General features: G+C 57.6%; 23 protein-coding genes. 2 read left to right on the top strand and 21 right to left on the bottom strand.

What is annotated here, in order from left to right; genetic code table 11:
- Positions 1–624: 624 nt before the first annotated feature.
- Positions 625–3,264, bottom strand: a complete 2,640-nt coding sequence (locus tag NE562_RS04325; protein WP_280961173.1) for a calcium-translocating P-type ATPase, PMCA-type — start codon at positions 3,262–3,264, stop codon at positions 625–627.
- A gap of 130 nt (positions 3,265–3,394) precedes the next feature.
- Between NE562_RS04325 and metA the strand changes: the two genes are divergently transcribed.
- Positions 3,395–4,309, top strand: coding sequence for a homoserine O-acetyltransferase MetA (metA, locus tag NE562_RS04320; RefSeq protein ID WP_280961172.1), 915 nt, complete (start codon positions 3,395–3,397; stop codon positions 4,307–4,309).
- Between the two features lie 16 nt (positions 4,310–4,325).
- Positions 4,326–5,126 carry a hypothetical protein gene (locus NE562_RS04315; protein WP_280961171.1) on the top strand — a complete coding sequence of 267 codons (801 nt, stop codon included), beginning with the start codon at positions 4,326–4,328 and terminating at the stop codon, positions 5,124–5,126.
- A 53-nt stretch (positions 5,127–5,179) separates the two neighbouring features.
- Here the strand turns inward: NE562_RS04315 and NE562_RS04310 are convergent, their stop codons facing one another.
- The 20 genes from NE562_RS04310 to glyA all read right to left on the bottom strand — a co-directional run bounded on the left by NE562_RS04310 (position 5,180) and on the right by glyA (position 24,954).
- Positions 5,180–5,821 (bottom strand): redox-sensing transcriptional repressor Rex, encoded by a 642-nt coding sequence (locus NE562_RS04310; RefSeq protein ID WP_280961170.1) that lies wholly within the window; start codon positions 5,819–5,821, stop codon positions 5,180–5,182.
- A gap of 30 nt (positions 5,822–5,851) precedes the next feature.
- Entirely contained in the window at positions 5,852–7,009 is a 1,158-nt protein-coding gene (locus NE562_RS04305; RefSeq protein WP_280961169.1) for an isocitrate/isopropylmalate family dehydrogenase, read from the bottom strand.
- A 69-nt stretch (positions 7,010–7,078) separates the two neighbouring features.
- Positions 7,079–9,001 carry an aconitate hydratase gene (locus NE562_RS04300; RefSeq protein ID WP_280961168.1) on the bottom strand — a complete coding sequence of 641 codons (1,923 nt, stop codon included), beginning with the start codon at positions 8,999–9,001 and terminating at the stop codon, positions 7,079–7,081.
- Between the two features lie 184 nt (positions 9,002–9,185).
- Positions 9,186–10,211, bottom strand: coding sequence for a tRNA (adenosine(37)-N6)-threonylcarbamoyltransferase complex transferase subunit TsaD (gene tsaD / locus NE562_RS04295; RefSeq protein ID WP_280961167.1), 1,026 nt, complete (start codon positions 10,209–10,211; stop codon positions 9,186–9,188).
- A 22-nt stretch (positions 10,212–10,233) separates the two neighbouring features.
- Positions 10,234–10,479, bottom strand: a complete 246-nt coding sequence (locus NE562_RS04290; protein ID WP_280961166.1) for a hypothetical protein — start codon at positions 10,477–10,479, stop codon at positions 10,234–10,236.
- An 11-nt stretch (positions 10,480–10,490) separates the two neighbouring features.
- Positions 10,491–10,961: a GNAT family N-acetyltransferase gene (locus NE562_RS04285; protein WP_280961165.1), complete on the bottom strand. Its 471-nt coding sequence runs from the start codon at positions 10,959–10,961 to the stop codon at positions 10,491–10,493.
- Positions 10,958–11,422, bottom strand: a complete 465-nt coding sequence (locus NE562_RS04280) for a GNAT family N-acetyltransferase (RefSeq protein WP_280961164.1) — start codon at positions 11,420–11,422, stop codon at positions 10,958–10,960. The genes NE562_RS04285 and NE562_RS04280 overlap by 4 nt, the downstream gene beginning before the upstream one ends.
- On the bottom strand, positions 11,419–11,862 hold the full coding sequence (gene rimI, locus NE562_RS04275; protein ID WP_280961163.1) for a ribosomal protein S18-alanine N-acetyltransferase: 444 nt from the start codon (positions 11,860–11,862) through the stop codon (positions 11,419–11,421). The genes NE562_RS04280 and rimI overlap by 4 nt, the downstream gene beginning before the upstream one ends.
- Complete coding sequence (locus NE562_RS04270; RefSeq protein ID WP_280961162.1) at positions 11,859–12,311, bottom strand: low molecular weight protein arginine phosphatase; 453 nt, start codon at positions 12,309–12,311, stop codon at positions 11,859–11,861. Before NE562_RS04270 ends, rimI begins: the two co-directional genes overlap by 4 nt.
- Positions 12,312–12,404: 93 nt before the next feature.
- Complete coding sequence (gene polA, locus NE562_RS04265) at positions 12,405–15,035, bottom strand: DNA polymerase I (protein WP_280961161.1); 2,631 nt, start codon at positions 15,033–15,035, stop codon at positions 12,405–12,407.
- Positions 15,036–15,232: 197 nt separating this feature from the next.
- Entirely contained in the window at positions 15,233–15,991 is a 759-nt protein-coding gene (spo0A, locus tag NE562_RS04260) for a sporulation transcription factor Spo0A (protein WP_305147369.1), read from the bottom strand.
- A gap of 167 nt (positions 15,992–16,158) precedes the next feature.
- A complete protein-coding gene (gene spoIVB / locus NE562_RS04255) occupies positions 16,159–17,124 on the bottom strand; it encodes a SpoIVB peptidase (RefSeq protein WP_280961160.1) in 966 nt (321 codons plus the stop codon).
- A 671-nt stretch (positions 17,125–17,795) separates the two neighbouring features.
- Entirely contained in the window at positions 17,796–18,497 is a 702-nt protein-coding gene (locus NE562_RS04250) for an MIP family channel protein (RefSeq protein WP_280961159.1), read from the bottom strand.
- Positions 18,498–18,607: 110 nt separating this feature from the next.
- Positions 18,608–19,582, bottom strand: a complete 975-nt coding sequence (locus NE562_RS04245) for a P1 family peptidase (RefSeq protein ID WP_280961158.1) — start codon at positions 19,580–19,582, stop codon at positions 18,608–18,610.
- 55 nt (positions 19,583–19,637) lie between these two features.
- Positions 19,638–20,297, bottom strand: coding sequence for an ECF transporter S component (locus tag NE562_RS04240; protein WP_280961157.1), 660 nt, complete (start codon positions 20,295–20,297; stop codon positions 19,638–19,640).
- Between the two features lie 63 nt (positions 20,298–20,360).
- Positions 20,361–21,137, bottom strand: a complete 777-nt coding sequence (locus tag NE562_RS04235; RefSeq protein ID WP_280961156.1) for a type III pantothenate kinase — start codon at positions 21,135–21,137, stop codon at positions 20,361–20,363.
- A 65-nt stretch (positions 21,138–21,202) separates the two neighbouring features.
- A complete protein-coding gene (locus tag NE562_RS04230) occupies positions 21,203–21,565 on the bottom strand; it encodes a putative ABC transporter permease (RefSeq protein ID WP_280961155.1) in 363 nt (120 codons plus the stop codon).
- A 39-nt stretch (positions 21,566–21,604) separates the two neighbouring features.
- On the bottom strand, positions 21,605–22,057 hold the full coding sequence (locus NE562_RS04225; RefSeq protein ID WP_280961154.1) for a nucleoside 2-deoxyribosyltransferase: 453 nt from the start codon (positions 22,055–22,057) through the stop codon (positions 21,605–21,607).
- 62 nt (positions 22,058–22,119) lie between these two features.
- Positions 22,120–23,451 (bottom strand): glucose-6-phosphate isomerase, encoded by a 1,332-nt coding sequence (locus NE562_RS04220; RefSeq protein ID WP_280961153.1) that lies wholly within the window; start codon positions 23,449–23,451, stop codon positions 22,120–22,122.
- A 261-nt stretch (positions 23,452–23,712) separates the two neighbouring features.
- A complete protein-coding gene (gene glyA / locus NE562_RS04215) occupies positions 23,713–24,954 on the bottom strand; it encodes a serine hydroxymethyltransferase (protein WP_305147368.1) in 1,242 nt (413 codons plus the stop codon).
- Positions 24,955–25,120: the final 166 nt, after the last annotated feature.

Here is a 25,120-nt window from a genome sequence, read left to right as displayed (position 1 = left end):
AGGCACGCCGCCAGCGTTCATCCTGAGCCAGGATCAAACTCTCTAAAAATTGTATCAAAAGAGCCGAAGCTCGATTAATCGACTTCTTAGAGTCTGACGATATGGTTTGTTTTAAGTGGAGTTCCATATGTCCACCGATTTACTTTATAGAGTGTTTACTCTTAAAAGAATTTTCAGGTTCACATTCCTACACCAGTCTTTCAACCGATGCAGTCAAGCTTTCTCGTTGTTTAATTTACAAGGTGCAATTTTCCTTTGCTTTCAGCGGAAAATTGGACCGCGTGTAAATCTCTTAAGGAGATTTACCAAGGTGCCTTCCGCTTCATTAAGCAATGGCTTTTCGCTGTTTCGGAGAGTTTTCAGAACTTTTCAGGCTCTTTCGTTTCTCGGTGACAGCTTATTTAGTATATCAGGTTCGGAACCGTTTGTCAAGAACTTTTTTCAACTTTTTTCGTTTTCAAAGTCTTGCTTAGTTCCTCGCCGCCGCTCTCTCAGAAGCAGCTTACTTAGTATATCGCACACCCCTCCTTTTGTCAACACTTTTCCCAAATTTTTTTCATTTTTCTCTCAGCCCTATTTCGACAGGAAAAATGCCGCCGTTTTCACGGCGGCACTTTCCGTATTTTAAATCGATCCCCGCATCCCTTTGGCGCGCAGCGCGGCCTTTCGTATCAAGTCCACCGGCACCACGGTCAGCGACAGCAGTGCGACAAGCGCCAGCTCCCCCATGGTCAGCGGCGCGGTGCGGAACAGCGTACCGCCCCAATAGACTAGACCGACCTGTATCAGCACGACCGCGCCCATGATGGCGGTGAACAGGGTGTTTCTTTGCAGGTTGGCCATCAGGTTCAAGCGATACGTTCTTGTATTGAAGCTGTTGCACACGCCGCATAGGATGAACAGCGTAAAGAAACCGGTTTGCAAGTAGATCGGTCCGGCGGATTGGCGGTACAGATCCTGAAAGACCGGCAGCTTCAAAAACGCCAAGCAAAGCGCGATGGTGTAGATGCCCATCCATAGTATCTGATGCAGCATATAAGGATTGAGCACCGGCTCGTCTCTCTTTTTGGGTTTCTCCTTCATATATTCCGGCAAAGGCGGTTCGCCCGCGAATGCCAGACCGGCCAATGTATCCATGATGATATTGATCCAAAGCATCTGCACCACGGTGACCGGGGTATCGATTTGCAGAAACGGCCCCACGATTGAAACGCCGACCGCGCACAGATTCATGGTAAGCTGGAAGATGACGAACTTGCGAATGCTTTTAAAGATCGTTCTTCCATAAAGCACGGCGCGCGTGATCGACGCGAAGTTGTCGTCCATCACAACAATATCGCCCGCTTCCTTCGCCACCTCGGTGCCGCTGCCCATGGCAAAACCGACATCGGCTTTCTTGAGCGCCGGCGCGTCGTTGATACCGTCGCCTGTCATACCGGCTACCAACCCGCATTGCTGCGCCACGCGCACCAGTCTGCTTTTATCCGTCGGCAACGCGCGCGCGACAACGCGCAGCGACGGCAACCGTCGCGTCAATTCGTCATCGCTCATGCGCTGCAACTCCGCGCTGGTCACGATCAGGCTATCCGTCCGGTCGAGCAGTCCGGCGTCCGCCGCAATGGCCGCGGCGGTCTCGCGGTTATCACCAGTGATCATAACGATCTGAATGCCCGCCTGCTGCGCCTCGCGGATTGCGGCCGGCGCTTCGCGCCGCAGCTCGTCCCGGATTCCGACAAGGCCGATCAGTGTCAGCCCGCGCAGGTCGCTTTCACCGTTTACCGGATGATCGGCCACGGCGAGCGCCAACACGCGCATGGCCTTATTCGTCATGCCGCGCCACTCCGCTTCCAACGCGGCCTTGGAGGCAAGGGTGTGTCTCGCCCCCTGCTCATCTAAATAAGATACGCACGCGGGCAGCAATTTTTCCGGCGCCCCCTTGACCAGCGACACCGCGCCCGCGCCGCCCAGCCGTACCGATGAAAATTTTCGCGTCGAATCAAACGGTACGCCGACCGTCTTAAGACGGCCCTCGATTTGCGCGGGTACCGGCGCAACCGCCTCGAGCAGCGCCCGATCGGTCGCGTTGCCGCCGAGCGCCCGTTTCCCGGAAAGCGCGGCGGCGTTATTATAGTAGCAGCAAAGCGCAAACTGCTCCCACAGCGCGCGGTGGCGCTTCATCTGCGCCAGATTTTCAAACCGCTGCCCGTTGCCGCAGACAAAGCCGGACACCTTGAGCTTGCCGCGCGTCAGCGTGCCCGTTTTGTCGGTAAACAAGATATTCAGGCTGCCCGACGTTTCAATACCGACCAGCTTGCGCACCAGCACATGGTCGCGCAGCATGCGCTTCATATTAGAGGATAGCACGACCGTGATCATCATCGGCAAGCCTTCGGGCACAGCCACCACGACGACCGTGATCGCCAGTGTCGCCGCGTGCAGCACATGGCCGATCACCGCGCCCGGATTTTGAAACTGCATGGCAATCAGCGCCGGGTCCATATCGCAGCTTAGAAAGAAAGAGTTAAATAGGTCGGCGCCCGCGACAAACAACCCGGCCGCAAGGCCGATCTTGCTGAGCACCCCGGCCAGCTTTTCCAAACGGACCTTGAGCGGGCTTTCCCGCGTGCTCTCCTGCATTTCGCGCGCCATGCTGCCATAGAATGTGCTGTCGCCCACGCTGGTCACACACATCACGCCGTCGCCCGCGCAGACGATCGCGCCGCGAAACAAGCCGCTGGGCGACAGAAAATCCTTTTCTGCGCCGCCCGGCGTTTTACGCTGCTCGGCGCTTTCGCCGTTGAGCGCCGACTGATCGACCGAAAGCCAGCCCGAAACCAGCCTGCCATCCGCGGGAATCCCTTCCCCCGCTTGCAGCAGCACGATATCGCCCACCACCAGCTCGCCGATCGGTATTTCGGTCACCAACCCGCTGCGCCGTACCCGGCACCGCGCGGCGGCGGCCTCCTCTTGCAGCTTTAAAAAAGCCGACTCGCTGCCGTATTCCGAAAGCGTTGATACAAACGTCGCCAAAAAGATCGCCAGCGCAATGCCGACCGATTCAAACCAATTTGCCTCCCGAAACAATAGAATTACGTTGATCGCCAGCGCGGCGAGCAGGATCTTTATGATCGGATCGCCGAAGCTCGCTAAAAACTGCCGAAGAAAGCTCTGCCTTTCTCCCTGTGTCAGTTCGTTTGCGCCGTGCTTCTGCCGCGATTTTTCCACTTCCGCGCTGCTCAGGCCTCTGGCCCCGTCCATGTCCATAAACGTCCCTCCTCATAGGACAAACCTATGAAGGGGCGGCCGGATTTATGACCGTGATACTTGTGAACAGGTTCACATTCTGCTATAATCACAGGTAGATAATACCGCATTTGCAAAGGAGGGACTCCGCTTGCCGATCAAAATAGCCGACAGCCTGCCGGCGCGCGCCATTTTAGAAAGCGAAAATATTTTTGTCATGACCGAACACCGCGCCATGACGCAGGATATCCGGCCGCTGCGCATCGCGCTGCTCAACCTGATGCCGTTGAAGATCGTGACGGAAACGCAGATCTTGCGCTGCCTGTCCAACACCCCGCTCCAGATCGAGGTCGATCTGATCCAAACCAAGTCCTATCAGTCCAAAAACACGCCGGAGGATCATTTACTTACCTTTTATAAAACCTTTGACGACATCCGTCATTTAAAGTACGACGGCTTTATCATCACCGGCGCGCCGATTGAAAACATGGCGTTTGAAGAGGTCGATTACTGGGATGAGCTGTGCGAGATCATGGACTGGTCCAAATCGCACGTGCATTCCACCCTGCACATTTGCTGGGGCGCGCAGGCGGGCCTATACCACCATTACGGCGTGCCCAAATATCCGCTGCCGCAAAAGATGTCCGGCGTGTTCCAGCACCATGTGCTTTACCCCAAGGAACCGCTCATGCGCGGGTTCGACAATGTCTTTTGGGCGCCGCACTCCCGGCACACCGAGATTCGGGCAGAGGATATCCGCGCGGACGACCGGCTGCGCCTGCTGGCTGAATCGAACGAGGCCGGCGTTTACATCGTCGAAGCCATGAACGGTCGGCAGATTTATGTGCTTGGTCATTCCGAATACGATTCGGACACCTTAAAGCTGGAATACGAGCGCGACCTCGCCAAAGGCATGACCCCGCAGGTGCCGCGCCACTATTTCCGCAACGACGACCCCACGAACGAGATTCTGGTCACATGGAAATCCACCGCATACCTATTCTACACCAACTGGCTCAATTACTACGTTTACCAGACGACGCCGTACGTGCTTGAAAAGATCTAAGACAAAGGATACTGCTATGATAGAAAAGATCGACGGCGCGCCGACGCTGCGGGATTGGCCGGTACGCATCTGGGACGAGGGAGAGATCCAGCCCCTCTACCGCCCGCATTTAGAGTTCTGGCTGAAGCAGGGATTGTCACTGGAGCATCTCCTGTTCGTGCCCGCGCTGCCCTACCAAAAGAAGAGCGTCGAATATATGCTGGCGGTTCGCGACGGCGAGATTCTGCTGCTCTGCCGCGAAGGCGATACAGGGATCACACCGGTCTGCATCCGGCGGGATCAGCTTCGTTACGCCGCGCTGATCACCGAGCTGCTCTATAGCCGCCTTGACCTTTACTGGTCGGACGGCGGCGCGATCCACTGCTCTTCGGCGGCTTTCAACCGAACCACGCTTGATCTTTTTCTACCCGCGCTGCACACGCTGCTTGGGCTGCCAATGGATTTTGATTGCCGGCAAGCCGCCGAGGCCCACCCGCGCCCCAGCGCGCTGGCGAACGAGCACTATGCGCTTTATCAGTTCGCCTTGGACGCTTACCGGCTTGGACCCGAAATCCGTGAATGCCATTGGCGCTATCTTCGCCCGGCGTTTTTCCGCCGCAAAAAAGCGAGCGAGGACGCCGCCGTGCTATCCTGCTGCATGCAAAACGGCTTATTTATACAGCGAATGCTCGGCAACCGGCTGGCGGCTTATTATTTTCCATGGCGCACAATCGGTTCGTCCTCCGAATACCGTTCGGCTGGCGCGGATACGTGGGAGATCTTCCTCGACGGACAGATCGGCGAACAGCGTAGCGCGGTCAAGTTTCTCCTTTTATAAGAAAAACGCCAACCTTATCGGGCATAAACTGCACCGATAAGGTTGGCGTTTTGTTATTCTTGTTTTTCCTGACCGATCAAATGACAAAGCGTCATCAGACTGTCGGACAGGTGCACGTTTTCCACCGGAATGCCCAGACCTTCCAGATGCAAATCCTCTCCCGTGAAGTTCCACAGGCCGCTGATCCCGTGATCGACCAGATCGCGCGCCAATTCGGGCGAGCGTCCGCGCGGAATCGTCAGCACGGCAACATCGGGCCCCCGCCGGGCGACATAGTCGAACAAGCCCGATGCGTCGCGTACCTCATGGCCGCCGAACTTACGGCCGACCAGCTCCGGATCGGCGTCAAACGCACAGAGCAGGCGAAAACCGCTCGCGGCAAAATCGAAGTTATTGAGCAGCGCGCGGCCCAGATTGCCCGCGCCGATCAGAATAGCGGTGCGCTGATCCTGCAGGCCGAGAATCGCGCCCAGCTCCTCCAACAGCTTATCGACATTGTAGCCGTAGCCTTGCTGGCCAAAACCGCCGAAGCAGTTAAAGTCCTGCCGGATCTGCGATGCGGTCAACCCCATACGCTCGGCGAGCGCGCGGGAGGAAATGCGCTGTACGCCTTCGCCCTTGAGCTCGCTGATGTTGCGGTAATAACGAGGCAAGCGCCGGATCACTGCTTTTGATACTTCTTGCTTGCGTTCCACAGGCACTCATCCTCTCTCCCGGCCACACGATTACAGGGCAGACACAGTCTCCAGCACGTAATCGGTGAATTCCTGCGCGGTGCAGCCGGTATCACGGCCGGTGACCACGTATTTCTTCTCTTCAAAAATGCAGATGTCGAGCGCGCGCTCAAGCTTTTTCGCCAGCTCCACCTCGCCGATGTGCTCCAGCAGCATGACGGAGGCGCGCAAAACGGACGACGGATCGGCGTACTGCGCGCGGCCTTCCTGCACCATGCGGGGCGCGGAACCGTGAATGGCCTCGAACATGGCGTAGCGCTTGCCGATATTGGCAGAACCCGCCGTGCCCACGCCGCCTTGGATTTCGGCAGCCTCGTCGGTGATGATATCGCCGTAGAGGTTGGGCAGCACAACGACCTTAAAGTCGCGGCGGCGCTTTTCATCCAGCAGCTTTGCGGTCATGATGTCGATATACCAATCATCGAACACGACCTGCGGATATTCCTGCGCCACACGCTGGCAGGTATCAAGGAATTTGCCATCCGTGGTTTTGATAATATTCGCCTTGGTCACGCAGGAAACGCGGTTTTTGCCAGTCTTTGCCGCATAGTCAAAGGCCAAACGCGCGATGCGCTCACAGCCCTGCGCGGTTGCAACGGTAAAATCAAGGAACAGGTCGTCCGCGATTTGAACGCCCTGCGAGCCGACGGCGTAGCCGCCCTCGGTGTTTTCGCGGTAGAAGGTCCAATCGATGCCCAGCTCGGGCACCTTGACTGGACGCACATTCGCAAAAAGGTCCAGCGCCTTGCGCATGGCAACGTTCGCGGATTCCACATTGGGCCACGGATCGCCCTTGCGCGGCGTGGTGGTCGGCCCCTTGAGGATGACGTGGCACTTCTTGAGTTCTTCCAGCGTATCCGGCGGGATCGCGCAGCCAAGCTCGGCGCGGCGCTCGATGGTCAGGCCGTCGATCACGCGGAATTCAATCTTGCCGGCCTTTACCTTGTCCGCCAGCAGCACCTCAAGCGCGTGCTGGGACATCGCGGTGATCATGGGGCCGATGCCGTCGCCCCCGCAAACGCCGATGATAAGTTTGTCTAGCTTCTGGTAATCGATAAAGTCGTCCTGCGCCTTCATTTCTTCGATGCGCCTCAGCTGGCTTTCGACGACTGCTTCAAATTTTTTGATGATGGACTGGTCAATAGACATGGTCTGTATCCTTCCACTATATTGATATTATTTTAACAAGTTTTCAGTGATCTGTCAAGTTTTCAGGTTTTACGCATTTTGCTGCTTGGCAAAATTGAGCGTGCCGCCCGCGAGCAACGCGCCGCGCTGACGGTCCGATACCTCGCAGTCGGCCTTAAAGGTGCGGCCGCCGCACTGTACCGTTACCTGCGCGCCGCTTTCGATCTCCTCGCGCACATGGGGCAGCGTGATCTCGTCCGCCAGACCCACGGCATCGTAATCGGCAGGGTCCGCAAAGGTCAGCGGCAAAATGCCGGAGTTGACCAGATTTGCCTTGTGAATGCGCGCGAAGGACTTGCACAGCACGGCCTTAACCCCCAGATAGAGCGGCACCAGCGCCGCGTGCTCGCGCGAGGAGCCCTGCCCGTAATTCGCGCCGCCCACGATGATACCGCCGCCCTGCGCCTTGCAGCGCTGCGGGAATTCGGGATCGACATTGATAAAGCAATAGCTGGAATAGTACGGCACATTCGAGCGGTACGGCAAAAGCTTGGCGCCCGCTGGCAGAATGTGGTCGGTCGTGATATTATCATCGGTTTTCAAAACGATCTTGCCGGTGTACGAGGCTTCCAGCGTCTGACCCAGCGGGAAGGGCTTGATGTTGGGGCCGCGCACGACTTCGACGGCGGACGGATCTTCGGCGGGCTTCACGATAAGGTTATCGTTGACGTCGAAATGCTCCGGCATCTCTATTGCAGGCATTTCGCCCAGCGTGCGCGGATCGGTCAGCACGCCGGTCAGGGCGGAAGCCGCCGCGACCTCGGGCGAAACCAGATAGATCTGCGCGTCCTGCGTGCCGGAACGGCCTTCAAAATTGCGGTTGAAGGTGCGCAGGCTGACGCCGCCCGACTCGGGCGACTGGCCCATGCCGATGCAGGGACCGCAGGCGCATTCAAGAATGCGCGCACCGGCTGAAATAATATCGGAAAGCGCGCCGTTTTTCGCCAGCATATCGAAAACCTGCTTGGAGCCGGGCGAGATCGTCAGGCTCACGTCCGGGTGAACGGTCTTGCCCTTCAAAATGGCGGCGACCTTCATCATATCGTAATAGGAAGAATTGGTGCACGAGCCGATGCAGCACTGGTTAACCTTGATCGGCCCGATCTCCGTGACCTTCTGCACATTGTCCGGCATGTGCGGCTTTGCCGCCTGCGGCTCCAGCATGGACAGGTCCACCGTGTATTCTTCATCATACTCGGCGTCCGGGTCCGAGCTTAGCGGCACCCATACGTCGCCCCGTCCCTGTGCTTCCAGAAAGCGCCGGGTTTCCTCGTCGGAAGGGAAAACAGAAGTCGTCGCGCCAAGCTCCGCGCCCATGTTGGTAATGGTCGCGCGCTCGGGCACGGACAGCGTCTTTACGCCGTCGCCCACGTATTCGATGATTTTGCCGACGCCGCCCTTGACGGTCATCTGACGCAGCACGTCGAGGATGATATCCTTCGCGGATACCCACGGACGCAGCTTACCGTTTAAGTACACCTTGACCATTTTCGGCATTGGAATGTAATAGGCGCCGCCGCCCATGGCGACCGCCACGTCCAGACCGCCCGCGCCGAACGCGAGCATGCCGATGCCGCCGCCCGTCGGCGTGTGGCTGTCCGAGCCGATCAGCGTTTTGCCCGGCGCGCCGAAGCGCTCCAGATGGACCTGATGGCAGATGCCGTTACCTGCCTTGGAATAGTAAATACCGTGCTTTTTCGCGACCGATCCGATATACTTGTGGTCGTCCGCGTTTTCAAAGCCGGACTGCAAGGTATTGTGGTCGATATACGCGACCGACCGCTCGGTCTTTACCTGATCCACGCCCATTGCTTCAAACTGTAAGTAAGCCATGGTGCCCGTGGCGTCCTGCGTCAGCGTTTGGTCGATCCGCAGGCCGATCTCCTGCCCTACCGCCATTTCGCCATCCACTAGATGCGCCTTCAGGATTTTTTGCGCGATTGTCATACCCATAAAACTCAGTTCGCTCCTCTAAACTTTTTCCCGCCGCGCATGCAAGCGGGAACGGTTGCGGCTTCCACAGCCTTCTCCACGGCAGGCTAGCCTGCCGTGCCCATAAACAAATAGAAGTGGTTTCTGTTGACAGAAACCACTTCTATTCTACCGCAAAAACGCCCCTTTGAAAAGGGCTTTTTGCCTATCGTTTTATACAAACATTTTCACCGATTTCCGCAGTAGCGAAAGCATTTTGCAGGGTCGTGCCCGTATTTCCTGCAAGAAACTCATAATATGCCTGACTGCCGATCATGGCGGCGTTGTCCCCACAAAGAGAAAGCGGCGGCAAATAAAGCGCCAAACCCATCCGCGCGGCCAAATCGGTCAGCGCCGCGCGCAGGAAGGAATTAGCCGCCACACCGCCCGCGCAAACGATGTTTTTACCGCCCGACTGCTTTACCGCCAGCTCCAGACGCGGCACCAGCGTATCGACCACGGCGCGGCAAAAGCTCGCGGCGAGGGCCTCCCGGTCGAGCGCCTCCCCTTTTTGCTCCGCGTTATGCGCCAAATTGATCACGGCGGTTTTCAGCCCGGAAAAGGAAAAGTCCAGCGGCGCGTCCTTGATCTGGGAATGCGGCAGCTTATATTTCGTCGGATCGCCCGTTTGGGCCAGCTCATCGATCTTCGGCCCGCCGGGGTAGCCCACGCCCAACACGCGCGCCACCTTGTCAAACGCTTCCCCCGCCGCGTCGTCACGCGTGCCGCCTAAGATCTCAAACGTTGTGTAGTCCCACACCATCACGATCTGGCTGTGCCCGCCCGATGCGATCAGTGTCAAAAACGGCGGCTTCAGCTCCGGGTACGCCAGATACACCGCCGCGATGTGGCCACGGATATGGTGCACCGGCACAAAGGGCTTTTGCAGCGCGAACGCGAGCGATTTGCCAAAATTCGCGCCCACCAGCAGCGCTCCGATCAAGCCGGGCGCGCAGGTCGCCGCGACGGCGTCCACCTCGTTCTTTGTCATGCTGGCCCGCTGCAGCGCTTCCTCAGTCACGCGCACCACGGCCCCGGTATGACGCCGCGAGGCGATCTCGGGCACAACGCCGCCGTACAGCGCGTGCGTTTCGATCTGCGTATCCACTACGCTGGACAAAATGGTTCGTCCATCCTCGATCACGGCGGCCGCCGTTTCATCGCAGGAGGATTCAATGCTTAAAATTCTCATGGTTCCACCCGATCGTTTCGTTTTATCTCTGTATCACGTATCTGGCCCGCTCGGCGTCCTCGCGGCGGACATAGATCACAAATTCATACAGGTAATCCTGCTTTAGGCCGATCACGCTTCTGCCGGAGCAGCCTCCTCGGCCGCGCAGCATATCGCGGCATCTGGCTTGGTAATCGATCCCCGCGCCACGCAGCTTTTCCCGCGCGTCATCATACTCCGTTTGCTCACGCGTGAGCAATATCTCCTGCCGGTTGAACACTGTGATCATGGTTATTCTCCTCACTTCGCCGCGCAAAGCGTCTTTTCCAAGCACACACAGTTGCTATCGCCCACATAAGGGCCGAAGCCCTCCGGCAGCGTCCGGTAGCCAATCCGTTCGTAAAACGCCACGGCTTCCGGCGTTTCCCGCGCGGTTTCCAGCACCGTGCGCGTATAGCCCAGCTGCCGCACCTGCGTTTCGATCGCTTCGACCAGTTGCCGCGCCGCGCCCTGCTTCCGGTAGGCAGGGCGCACATACACGCGCTTGAGTTCGGCGGTCGTCTCATCCAGCGGCTTCCAACCGCAGCAGCCGCAGGGCGTTTCCGCATCGTACAGCATGGCAGCGCCGGCGAGCTCGTTCAGGCTGTTATGCGGGCGGTAATCCAGATAAGCGTCGCCGAATCGGTCAAAATAAAAGTCGTCCAGCGCCTGAGACAGCAAGGCCAGCCCCTCGTCCGTGTGCTCCACAAATCGGCATTGCAGGGCGCTCATCGCATCGTTCCGTCGGAAATCGGCTTTTCCATGCAAACACAAATCTCATCGCCGATGAAATCGCCGTAGTTCGGCACGACCCGATATCCGTTCTTTTTATAAAACCCGAGGGCTTCCGGCATATCCGCGCCGGTTTCCAGTACGGCGCGGTGGCAGCCGCTCTTCGCGGCGTGCCGCTCCACAGCCTCTATCACCGCGCACGCCACCCCCTGCCGCCGGTATGCGGGTCTGACATACATGCGCTTTATTTCCGCCGTGACCGCGTCGTACGCGCGCCAGCAGCCGCAGCCCGCCGGTTTTCCGTCTATGTATGCGACCACGGCGCAGGCCATGCCAGACAGCACATGGTATTGCTTGTAGCGCTCAGCCGTTTCGCCCCACCCCGCATGAAAAAACAAATCCAGCTCGGCTACCAGCGCGAGCAGATCGCCGTCGTCCACATCCACGAATTTTATATTCATTCCGCTTTCTCCTTTTTGTACCGCGTCATCAGCACCGCGTCCTCTTTGGGGGCATTGTAAAAGCCGCGCCGCACACCGACGCGCGCAAAGCCCAAGCCCTCGTAAAGGGCGATGGCGGGCGCGTTGGAAGCGCGCACCTCCAGCGTGACAAACGATAGCCCCGCCGCCCACGCGCGTGAAAGCAGCGCGCCGACCAGCGCCCAGCCAACGCCCTTCCGGCGGTATTCGGGCAGGGTCGCAACGTTGGTGATATACCCCTCATCCATCACGGTTTGGCAGCCGACATAGCCGACGGCAGCACCGTTCATCTCCGCCACCAAAAATATACCGGAACCCAGCTCCTCGCGCAGCGCATTCTCGCTCCACGGCGCGTGAAAGCACGCCCGCTCGATCGCCGCGAGCGCGGGCAGGTGCCGTTCCTCCATCGATACGATGTTCATTTGCCCAGTTCTCCGTCCGGCCCACCCAGCTGGGTAATGACCGCCTGCACGCCCCGGTCGATCTCAGCCGCCGCGCGGCGATAGGTCTCCAGATCGCCGCCAAACGGATCGGAGACATCCTCGGGCAGCAGCGTAAAAATCTTAGCCGCCTGATCCGGCAGAAGCGCGCAAAGCGAATCATAATGCGCGCCCGTCATGCACACCAGATAGCGCGCTCCCTGCGCTAGCTGCGGGGTCAGCCTGCGCGACCGGTGCGCGGCGATATCCGCTCCCCGCTCGGCCGCCGCTTTTACCGCGGTGCCCGATGCGGGCAGCCCATCCTGTGTAAACAGGCCCGCGGACGCGGCGCGCAGCCCCGTCTTCTTCTCCCCGCCGCGCGCACGGAACAGCCCCTCCGCCATCGGACTGCGGCAAGTATTGCCCGTGCAAATAAATAGTATCTCGTCCATCCTTTGTATCTCCCACTGCATGACATCCGCATGTTTTCCCCCCGCGCCGCAGCGCGCATTTCATGGAGAATAACAGCGAAGTTCCAATCGAAACTATTTTGCGTCGTACCAGCTAAACCCCGCCTTGGCTTCGGCCACAAGCGGCGCCGTCATTTGAAACGCGCCTTCCATCTCCTCGCGCAGCAGACGCATCGCGGTGTCCCGCTCCTCCACCGGCGCTTCGAGGATCAGCTCATCGTGCACCTGCAAAATCAAGCGGCTTTTCAGCCCCTCGCGCAGCAGCCGGTCGTGTACGCGCACCATGGCAATCTTAATGATATCCGCCGCCGTGCCCTGTATGGGCGTGTTCATCGCCACACGCTCGCCGAACGAACGGATATTGAAGTTTTTGCTTTTCAGTTCGGGCAGCGCGCGGCGGCGGCCAAACAGGGTCTCGACATAGCCCTTCTCTCGCGCGCTCTCCTTGATCTCCTCCATATATTTTGCAACGCCCGGATATGTGGCGAGATACGAGCGGATAAATTCGCCCGCCTGCTTGCGGGAAACGCCGATATCCTGCGCCAGCGAAAAATCAGAAATACCGTAAACAATGCCGAAATTAACCGCCTTACAGGAGGAACGCATCTGGGGCGTGACATCCTCGATCGGCACATGGTACACCTTGCTCGCGGTCGCGGTGTGAATATCCTGTCCATGCAAAAACGCCTCGGTCATGGCTTCGTCCTGCGAGATATGCGCCAAAACGCGCAGCTCGATCTGCGAGTAATCCGCGTCGATCAGCACATGCTCCCGGTCGCCCGCGACGAACATGCGCCGCAGTTCCCGTCCCAGTTCGGTGCGCACGGGGATATTCTGCAAATTGGGGTCGGTCGAAGAAAGGCGGCCGGTCGCCGTTACCGTCTGCTGAAAATGCGAATGAATACGGCCATCCTCCGGGCTGATCACCTTGAGCAGTCCGTCCACATAGGTGCTCTTGAGCTTGGAAAGCTGCCGGTACTCCAAAATGCGGCCCACGATCGGATGCTGCTCCGCCAGCCCTTCCAGTACCTCCACGTTCGTGGAATAGCCTGTCTTGGTCTTTTTCTGCGCGGGCAAGCCCAGACGCTCAAACAGAATTTCGCCCAACTGGCGCGGGGAATTGATGTTAAATTCGCCGCCCGCGTCCTTGTAGATTTCGTCGACCAGCTCCGCGATGCGCTTATCGAGCGTTTGTCCAAACGCTCGCAGCTGATCAGGCGCGACCGCGCAGCCGAGCGCCTCCATCTCCGCCAGCACATGCATCAGCGGCAGCTCGATATCGAAGTAAAGCGCATGCATGCCCCACTCTTCCAGCTTGGCTTCGGCCTCCTGATAGATCGCGCGCACGGCGTTCGCGTGCGCCGCCATTGAGCGAAGCGCCTCTTCGGTATCGCCGAGCAGCGAGGGGCCCGCTTCCCAGTCGATCTCGGGCAGCTCGGTATTGCAGTAAGCCAGCGCCACGCGCGGCAGGTCGTAGCTTCCCTGCGTCGGATCGAGCAGATAGGCGGCAAGGCAGGTGTCGAATGCAATGCCCTTGGGTTCCTTGCCCATGCGCATCAGCGCATGGCATACCGGCTTCGCATCATGCAGCACCAGCGAGATTGAGCCGTCGAACAGCCGGTCCGTCAACGCGTCCCAGTCCTCAGGCTCAAATTGCTGCTCGAACAGCACGTGCGCGGTATCCCCCGCAAGCAGGCAGAACGAACTGAGGCTTCCCGCGATCACCGCGAACACAGGATCCTCTTCCGCGCCAAGCGCGTCGCATAGCGCAAAGGCCTCGCTCGCGCGGGTCAACTCTTCCGCGGCGACCTCGGGCAGTCCGAATTTTGCGGTTTCGCCCGAAAGCCCCAGTCGGGCGATGAAGTTTTTAAATTCCAGCCGCGTCAGCAGCGCATACAACGCTTCTTCATCCATGAATTCCTCGGGCAAGTGCTTGACATCAAGGGAAAGCGGCGCCTGACGGTCGATGGTCGCCAGCCAATAGCTGTCCTTCGCGGCCTGCTCGCCCGCTTCGAGCTTGGTCTTCACGCTCTTTTTGATCTTCGGATCGTCCAAATGCGCATAGATCGCCTCCAGCGATCCAAAATCATGCATCAGCTGCATCGCCGTTTTCTCGCCCACGCCCGGCACGCCGGAGATATTATCGGAGGAATCGCCCATCAGCGCCTTCAAATCGATCAGGCGAATGGGGTCAAAACCGTATTTTTCATGGAATTTAGCCGTATCATAGCGTTCGTACGTCGTCTGCCCCATGCGGGTGGATACCAGACTGACGACCGTGCCGCCGCCGACCAGCTGCAAGCTGTCCTTATCGCCGGTCACGATCACGCAGTCGTCGCCGTTTTCATCCGCAAGGCGGCTGATCGTACCGATCAGATCGTCCGCTTCAAAGCCGGGTTGCTCGGCGCGCGTCAGTCCCATGGCGTCCAGTACTTCTTTGAGCACCGGCAGCTGGGCTGCCAGCTCGTCCGGCATGCCCTTGCGCGTCGCCTTATAGGATTCAAATTTTTGGTGGCGAAAGGTTTTTTCGCGCACGTCGAAACAGACGACCGTACGGTCGGGCTTTTCATCCTCCTGCAGTTTGAACAGCGTGGATAAAAAACCGTAAATGCCGTTTGTCGGCAAGCCTTCGTGGTTGGAAAGCTGGCGAATGCCGTAAAAAGCGCGGTTGAGTATGCTGTTGCCGTCGATCACCATTATCTTCATGCGTGCGTCCCTCATAATTTCAGCAAAATTTTCTTAATCTATAGTATACACGTTTCCCTTTGTTTTTTCCAGACAAAAAAAGGCTGGCGGCCTGTTTGGGCTTTCTGTTCCGCACGTTTATGCGGTATGAAAAATTGAGCCGGCGGAAAAATTCCGTCGGCTCAAAACAATGCAGTACTTAGCGCTTTTGATTGGATTTATGAGCCGAACCGCATTTGCAGGCGCAGGCGGTCGGCGATCATAGAGATAAATTCGGAATTTGTCGGCTTGCCCTTTACACCGGATACCGTGTAGCCGAAATAGTTCTGAAGCGTTTCGATATCGCCGCGATCCCATGCGACCTCGATCGCATGACGGATGGCGCGTTCGACACGGGACGAAGTGGTTTTGAACTTTTTCGCGATCGAGGGGTATAATATCTTCGTGATCGCACCGACCGCTTCCATATCGTCTACCGCCATCATGATCGCTTCGCGCAGATATTGATAGCCCTTAATGTGCGCCGGTACGCCGACCTGATGAATCACTTCGGTCACGCGGACTTCAAGGGCAAGTTCCTCGCCGGCCGCGGACTCATGTTTCTTGCCATCACGCCACATGCGGATGCGCTGCGCGATCGCCTCGGTGTCCATCGGCTTGCGCAGAAACAGTTCGACGCCGAGTGAAGTGCACTCCGCGCCCGCTTGCGGGCTGGCAAAGGCGGAAAGGACGATCGTAGGCACGCTGAGCTTTTGCTCGCGCAGGCGATCCAAAACCATGATGCCGTCCAGCATCGGCAGCACCAGATCGATGAGGAGCAGATCAGGCTTTGTTTCCATCACTGCAGCTACGGCCTTTTGTCCATCCTCCGCGATTCCCGCGAGTTCAATATCCTCTGTTTTGGCAAAAGTTTCTGCCAAATGTGCGCAAAAATCATTATCGCTGTCAGCAAGCAATACCCGAATTTTCTGTTCCATGATGTCAAACCAACCTTTTCAAAAATTATTGTTTCTCTTTCTAACCTGCCATTAATTTACCATATCTTCCCAGCTCTTGCAAGTCTTTTGTCGGAAAAAGCGTTTTTACTTGTCGGGATAATCAGACATTTATCGACACGGAAATACAAAAAACCGCTTTTCTTTTATCAGTTTGTCATTTCCTCTATCATTTTGCCGATACTGATCGCATAGCCGCAAGTCGGGTCATTTACCAGCACATGGGTCACTGCGCCGATCAATTTTCCGTTTTGCAATACAGGGCTGCCGCTCATGCCCTGCACGATGCCGCCCGTCTGCCGAAGCAGCCGCTCGTCGGTCACGCGCAGCATCATCCCGCGTCCGTATTCATCGTCCACGGGATAAACCTTGACCACCTGAACCGCGTACTTTTCCACTGTGTCGCCGTTCACATTCGCCATAATCTCCGCATCGCCTACCTGTACTTCGCTCGCCTCGGCCACCGGGTACGCCGTTAGCGACTGGTATAGGCTGCTGTCCGATAGTGTGCCGAAAATACCGCTTTCCGTATTCTCCGTTACCGTACCGACCTGCTGGTCGGCTGAAAACTCACCTTGCAGCGATCCCGGCTCGCCAACCTTACCGCGCAAAACGGAACCTACCGTGGAATAGAGCAAGCTGCCTTCTTTTAAGGGAAGCAGCACGCCGGTCTCACTTTCGCAGATGCCGTGTCCCAGTGAACCGTACGCGCCGGTCTCGGGATCGACATAGGTCAAGGTGCCGATGCCCGCCATACTGTCCCGCGCAAGCACGCCGATACGGTACACGCCGTTTTCGTCAGCGCATGGCGTCGCTGAAATTGTTTTGCTAGAGCCGTCTCGCGTCACGCCAATCGTTACCGGCTGACCGGCCGAAAGAGCGATCTGCTTTTGCAATGTCTCGTTGGAATCGATCGCCGTTCCGTTTACCGAAACGATCAAATCGCCTTCCAATACACCGGCGTCCCGCGCCGGGCACATGGCTCCGTTCGCGGTCTGCACTTCGTTTAACCTCACTACCAATACGCCCTCGGCCGACATTTTAATGCCCACCGTGTGCCCAATCGGAATGAGGCTGGTCACTTCTGCCGCCTGCGCCGTCAGCAGCATGGTCATTGCTAAGATAAGGGAAATCACTGCGCGTTTCGCCCGCTGTGTCATCACTCATTCATCACCTCCGCTTTTACTATGTCACGAAATCCGCCGGTTCAGCATTGAGAACCTTTGCTATTCCCGTGATGTTTTTAGCGAATCGATCAGACCTTGTGACAGGAAAAATCCGGAAGTTCAGAGACCCGGCACGATTTAAGAAATCCATCTATCAAAAAGCGCCGTTTCTTGAGAATGTTACATCTGCAGGCTCGCGTTACATTATAAGACATTTTCTGCGCATCAGCAATAGGTTTGTAACCTTTATTTTTCGACATTTTTCGCGCTAAGATACTGAAATTATAAAAAATTCATCATTTTAAGCATATATAGCCTACAAACAGCACGGCGTCACCTTCCGTTCGGACAGGTATTTTCTGCTTCCTGCATCTAACAGAACAGCCCGCGCGCGTTTTCTATACAACAAACGTATACGCTTACTTATTCTTTACTTTTTCGCATTTTACTATGCCTGTTTGACGCAAATCCATTTACTGATACCGCTCTATAAAACGCGTTAAAAGTACTGGAAAAATCAGCAATTTTATATTTTATCGATCTTGCGGACTATCATGATGATACAAAAAAAAGTCCGCTTCCATGCCGGAAGCGGACTTTTTTCATGGGTTTACCCTGATTTAACTGCTCTTTTCAGGAGCCAGCACGAACTTGTAGAACAGGCCCGCCAGCGCGGCGCCAACCAGCGGCGCGAGAATGAATACCCATACCTGACCGAGCGAGCCGTCCGCGCAAAGCAGCGCGGGCCCAAAGGAGCGCGCCGGATTGACCGAGGTGCCCGTAAACGGAATGCCGAGAATATGGACAAGCGTCAGCGTCAGGCCGATGACCAGCCCCGCGACCGAGCCGTTCTCCACCTTGCTCGTAACGCCCAGCACGGCCAGAACAAACACGAAGGTGAGCACGATCTCAACGATCAGCGCCTGACCGACGCCGATGCCCAGCGCGCTTGCCGCGCCGTAGCCGTTGGTGCCAAGCGCCGCGTTCGAGCCAAGCATAACGATCAGTACGCCCGCGCCCGCGATACCGCCGAGGAATTGCGCAATGATATAGCCGATAAACTCATTGACCGGCATACGGCCGGAAACCAGCAACCCGAGCGAAACCGCCGGATTGATGTGGCAGCCGGACACATTGCCGATCGAGTACGCCATCGCGACGATCACCAGACCGAAGGCAAATGCGATCAGCAGCGTGGAGAACGCCAGCGGGCTGGCGGTAGGCGCGCCCGCGCCAAGCAGTGTGTTGGCCGCTACCGCGCTGCCGCAGCCGAAGATGACCAGCACAGCCGTACCCACAAATTCCGCAATAAGTTTTTTCATATGGATATCCCCCTCATTTATTTTTGGGCGTTTTACGCCCAATCTTTACCTATCAAGTATAAGAGATTCCATTTTGAAAAACAAGGGAAGCGGTCGTTTCGGGTCGTTTTTCACACAGAATGCGCGGATAACGCCTTGGCGGCGGGCAATCCGTACGCCGGACAAGCGGCGCGCACCGCTCTGGCGATCGCCTTGGCCATCACATGAGCCGCCAGCGTGCCCACCGCGTTGATATCCGCCGCCGCCTGTCCGGTGGATACCGCGTAGATCGAATCGCCGTCCGCCGTTGTATGCACGGGACGAATCGCGCGCGCATAGCCGTTGTGCGCCATCGAAGCGATCTTGGTGAGCGCCGCCTTGTCAAACGCCGCGTTTGTCAAGACCGCGCCGATCGTCGTATTGCCGGTAAATAGATCGTGCGCGCGGTCGATGTCGCCGTAAAGCGTCTGCTCGGTCGAAGCCAGCCCTTTGCCGTCCTCCGTGCGCAGTCCCGCGATCTGACGGCCCGTGTCGATATCAAAAATATCGCCCAGCGCGTTGACTGCGACCACCGCGCCAACCCGCACGGCGCCCACCTGCACGGCATACGCGCCGATGCCGCTTTTCATCGCACGCGCCACGCCTTTATATTTGCCCACCGTACAGCCCGTGCCCGCGCCCACACAGCCCTCCGCAAACGCCGTGCGCGACGCGCCCTCACAGGCGCGGTAAGCCATGGCCGCGTCCGGCCGCGCTTCCTTGCTGCCAATGGCCAGATCGAACAAACAGGATTGACACACCAGCGGCACATGCGTCACGCCCACGTCAAAGCCAATCCCCCGTTCCTCCAGAAAACGCATCACGCCGCCGGCGGCGTCCAGCGCAAACGCCGAGCCGCCGGAAAGCACCAGCGCGTGGATTCCCTTTGCATCCGCCGTTGGTGCGAGTAGCGGCGTTTCGCGCGAAGCCGGGCCTCCGCCGCGGATATCGACGCCCGCGGGCGCGCACTCGTCGAACAGCAATACGGTAACGCCCGTACCGCCTGCCTCGTCCTGCGCCTGTCCGGCGGCAAAGCCGCCTACCTCCAACAATCCGATTTCCTTCATATTCTATTCCTCCTACCAGAAAAGGGCCGCGAAAAGCGGCCCTTTTGGGTTGTTCTTATATTGTTTTATTCACTGCTTTGGGCGCGGCGGTCCCTATTTTTCCAAACGCGGAAAAGAGCGCCTTGCCGACCGCCAGCGTCAGCACCGCCGCGATGATCGCTTCGGGCACGCCGTTTAAGCCGACAACGCCCATGATGACCCCCAGCAGCAGACTCGGCTCGGTGCCGCCCGCCGCCGCGTACTGCTGGCCGAACAGCAGGTAGATCAGCCCCATCACGCCGACGGTATTGACCATCGAACCGATAAAGCCCGCCACCGGCAGCGCGATCAACTGATTCACCTTAACGCGCGTCAGCGCGCGGAACACATAGCCCGCGATCACACCGATCAGGATACGCGGCAGGATCGCGACGATCAGGCTCATCCAGCTGCCGTGAAAATCCGGGCTAAAGCTATAAAACGGCGTGAACACGAACGAGGTAAGATTGGGCGCGATCGTCGCCCGGAGGACGCTCGTCACACCGAACACGCCGCCCAACACGCCGCCCAGCTTGGGACCCAGCAGGCACGCGCCCAGAATGACCGGGATGTGCATGGTCGTCGCGTTCATAAAGCCAAGGGGGATAAAGCCCAGCGGCGTGAACGCCAGCACCAGCATCAGCGCTACCAGCAGCGCCATTTGTGAAAGCAGCTTTACATCAGTCTTCTTTTTCATATGTAGTTTTCCTCCTGCTCCCGTCTCTTCCTTATAGAGTACAGGGCTGATTTTTCGGCAAGATCACTTTTCGGGGCGGTTTTTCTTCCAGATCAGCCGCAATCCGTCCAGACAAAGGCTGTCCACCCGCTCGAACGGTACGCGCAGATAGCGTTCCACCAGCATCGCGGAGCCGCCGGTCAGGTAAACGTGCGGCGTTTGGCCCAGCGCTTCGGCGAACCGATCGATCATGCCGTCCACCATGGCGGCCGCGCCGTATACCGCGCCCACGCGCATGGCGTCCGCCGTGTTGCGGGCGAGCACGCTCTCTTCCCCGGCTTCAATGGCCACGGCGGGCAGCTGCGCCGCCTGCTGCCGCAGCGCGGACAGGCTCAAACGGATTCCCGCCGTGATGGCCGAGCCGACCAACGCTCCCGTTTCATCCAGCACGGTAAAGGTCGTCGCCGTGCCGAGGATGACGACCACACAAGGCAGCTTGCCGCGTTCGTGGGCCGCTACGGCATTTGCCACGCGGTCCGCGCCGACCTGCCGCGGCTGGTCGGCGCGAATGTTCAGCCCGGTCTTGATACCGCTCGACACCGCCAGCACATCGTCCACACCGAGCAGGTGCAGCGCATACTGCAATACGGCCGTCATAGCGGGCACAACGGAACTGATGATCGCGCCTGTGATCTGTTTGGTATCCACCCCATGCAGCGCGAATACCTGCTGTAGGGAGCAGGCGTAGAAATCGCCCGTCTGCTTGGTTTCGGTGGCGATGGAAGCGGCAAATACCTGCACGTCTTCCTCATAACCGCCCAGCAGCATATGGCTGTTTCCTGCATTGATCGCGATAAGCATGTGTGACCCCTCTTTCGGCATCTTGCCAAGGACATTATACGGTATCGCGCGGGCAAATTCAAGCATTATTTTGACGATTTTGGCAGCATGATCGGTGCGGCGAGCGCCATCCACAAAGCGGCGTATTTGGGGCACACCTGCCCCTTCACATTAAAGCGCTCTTCCGAGTAATCCCACACCTGCATGCGGTAGCGGCGGTTGACCGTCAGGCCGACGATGAACTCCGCCGTTGTAATCAGCGCCGCGCCCGCCGCGCAGCGTCCCAGCGGCGGTTCCTCCCGCACATGCTCGCGCAGATGCGTCAGCGCGACAAGCACCGCGCCGCCGGTCAACGCCATTGTCCAGTGGGTATAACCGCGCCACATCATCTCGATCGCGGCGTATCCCGCCGCACCCAGAGCAAAAAGCCCCGGCGTTTGTTTTTTCATAACATCACCGGGACTTATTGTGCCTGAAAGCAGGCTGTTTTATGCTTCCTCCTTCGCGCACCGCGCGAGTGCCGCGGCAAAGTCTCCTTCCACGATACGGGACGAGCACGCGAGCATTAAATTGAGCGGCAGACCCCAGTTTTCCACGGCAAAGCCGTTCTTGTCCGCCTCGCCCAGCTTTTCCCGCATGGTGCGCCCGTCCGCTAGATAGCCATACACCGTTTTTCCTCGCGCGAAAGCGTAGCCCACCTCAAAGCAGGTGCCGGAATCCGGTTCGTCGCCCCGAAATGGGTTTAAATTGGCGATTACGATGTCGGCGGCGTCGATCAGGCCGCAGTTGCCCGCGAAAATATCCGGCCCGTTATCCGCCTCGTTATCAAACGGATACAGACCGATGAACCCCTTTTCCGCGCACATGAGCTTCATTTTTGCCCCGCGCTGCCGCGCGTCCGGTGCGAACACGTCAAAGCCCGCCAAATAAATTTTTTTCATAACAGCCTCCCTATGGATAAAAAGGCGGAGCGGGAGAATTCCCGCCCCGGCCTATCGCAGTATTAAAGCCTTGCTTCCAGCTCCTTGCGCCGTTCCTCATATCCCGGTTTACCGAGCAGCGCGAACATGTTCTTTTTGTACGCTTCCACACCCGGCTGATTGAACGGATTCACGCCGAGCAGATAACCCGAAATGCCGCAGGCTTTTTCAAAGAAATAAGATAGATAGCCGAAATGCCATGCGTCGGCCTTGTCGATCTCCAGCAAAATGTTCGGCGTGCCGCCGTCCATATGCGCCATAAGCGTGCCCTGATAAGCCTTAGAATTGACAAACTGTACGCTCTTGCCCGCCAGATAGTTGAGGCCGTCGATATCCTCTTCGGCAAGCTCGATCGTCGATTCGCTTCTCGGTTCCTTGACCCATACGACGGTCTCGAACATGCTACGCGTGCCGTCCTGAATAAACTGGCCGATCGAGTGCAGGTCGGTCGAAAAATTGGCCGAGGTAGCGAAAATGCCCTTGTGATCCTTACCTTCGGATTCATCGAACAGCTGCTTGAACCACTCGCCCAGCATCACAAGAGAGGGCTCGTAGTTGACGAGAATCTCCATGCCCTTGCCCTTGCGGTACAGAATGTTGCGCAGCGCGGCGTACTTCGCGCAGTCATGGCCGACGCCCTCGGCAAAATCCGCCCGCGCCTTGGCCGCGCCCTCCATGGCCGCGTCGATATCGATACCTGCGGCCGCCATCGGCAGCAGGCCGACCGCCGTCAGCACCGAAAAACGGCCGCCAACGTCATCCGGCACGACAAAGGTCTCGTAGCCTTCGTCGTCCGCGAGCTTTTTGAGCGCGCCGCGCGCCTTGTCGGTCGTGGCGAAGATATGGTCCTTCGCACCCGATTTGCCGTACTTTTCTTCCAGCATTTTTTTGAAAACGCGGAAGGCGATGGCCGGTTCGGTCGTCGTGCCCGACTTAGAAATAACGTTTACGCCAAAATCGCGGTCGCCGATGATTTTAACGATATCGTTCAGATAAGAGGAAGAAATATTGCTGCCCGCAAAGTAGACCTCGGGGATGCCCTCCGGGCGAACGCCATTATACATCTGGCCGTTTACAAATTCGATCGCGGCGCGCGCGCCCAGATAGGAACCGCCGATCCCAATGACGACCAGCACTTCGCAGGTATCCTGAATCTTTTTCGCTGCCTTCTTGATGCGGTCAAACTCGTCGCGGTCATATGTATCAGGCAGGTCTACCCAGCCCAAATAATCGCACCCAGCGCCCGTGCGCGCATGCAGGGTATCCTGTGCGGCCTTTACCAGAGGGGCCATGTTATCCAGCTCGTCCTCTCTTACAAAGCCGTTCAGTCCGGTCAGTTTCAGTTCCATTGCCATTGTCGTATTTCCCCTTTCCTTAGCCGAAGCCTCGGCTCTCTTCTCTTCAATAGTATAGCACAGTTGGGAAAAATGGCAAGGCGCTCGTCGAAACTTTACAAAAAATCCTGTACTTTTACATTATTTCTGTGTTATTTGCATAAACAAAACAGGCTTGCAAGCATGAAAAAAAGGCCGCAGGATTTTATCCTGCGGCCTTTTTATACGTTTTCAGAGCATATTCGGTACCGGTACGCGTTTTATGCGTTATGCCGCGCCCGATCAGTAGATCGGGAAATTCGTGCAGATCTCGGTCACGCTGCGGCGAATATTTTCCGCCTTGTTCTCGAAATCGGTCGCGGTATCCCAGATAAAATCGGCGATGCGGAGCATTTCGGGTTCGCCAAAGCCGCGGGAGGTAACGGCGGGCGTACCGATCCGCTGGCCCGAAGTGGTGAACGGGCTTTCCGGATCGTTCGGAACAGCGTTCTTGTTGGCGGTGATGTACACCTCGTCCAAGCGGCGCTGGAGTTCCTTGCCGGTCACGCCGGTGCCGCGCAGGTCGATGAGCATCAGGTGGTTATCCGTGCCGCCGGAAACCAGATTAAAGCCCTTGTTCAGCAGCGCGTCCGCGAGCGTTTTGGCATTGGTGACCACCTGCTGCTGGTAGGCCATGAATTCAGGACGGAGCGCTTCGCCGAAACAAACAGCCTTGGCCGCGATCACGTGCATCAGCGGGCCGCCCTGCGTGCCGGGGAAGATCGCCTTGTTAAACTTCTTGCCCAGTTCTTCGTTGTTCGTGAGGATCACGCCGCCGCGCGGACCGCGCAGCGTCTTGTGCGTGGTGGTGGTCACCACATCCGCGTAGGGCAGCGGTGACATGTGCAGGCCCGCTGCTACCAGACCCGCGATGTGCGCCATATCGACAAACAGGTAAGCGCCTACTTCGTGCGCGATCTCCGCGAACTTCGCAAAGTCGATCGCGCGGGGATACGCGGAAGCGCCCGCGATGATCATCTTGGGCTGTTCCTTCTGAGCGAGCGCGCGCAGCGCGTCGTAATCGATATAGCCGTTATCGTCCACGCCGTAGGGGATGATATTGTACAAAAGGCCGGACTGGTTGACCGGCGAGCCGTGCGTCAGGTGGCCGCCGTTGTCAAGGCTCATGCCGAGCACCGTGTCGCCGGGCTTTACCAGAGCCTGATAGACCGCCATGTTGGCCTGTGCGCCGGAGTGGGGCTGCACATTGGCATACTTAGCGCCGAATACCTCGCATACGCGCTGGATCGCAAGATTTTCAACCTCGTCCACGCACTCGCAGCCGCCGTAATAGCGCTTGCCCGGGTATCCTTCCGCGTATTTGTTCGTCAAAACCGAGCCCATAGCGGCCATGACCGCTTCGCTCACAATGTTCTCCGAAGCGATCAGTTCAATGTTGCGCGCCTGACGGTCATATTCCGCCTGCATCATTTTGCCGAGCTCAGGGTCGTACGCTTTTACAAATTCCATTGCCTCACGAACCATTTTGCGTTCCTCCGTCTTTCTCCGTATATTACAAAAAATATATCTGTCTTAATTAAACCACATTTGCCCCTGTCTTGCCTACTGTCAAACAGATAGATTTTGCGTCACTTTCGCAAATCTTTATGTTAAAAATGTTAAAACACGTGGTCTGTCTTGTTTTTTTTGC

The sequence above is a fragment of the Butyricicoccus faecihominis genome (assembly GCF_024462775.1).
Classification (GTDB): Bacteria; Bacillota; Clostridia; order Oscillospirales; family Butyricicoccaceae; genus Agathobaculum; species Agathobaculum faecihominis_A.
This window is presented reverse-complemented; position numbering and strand designations above follow the sequence as displayed.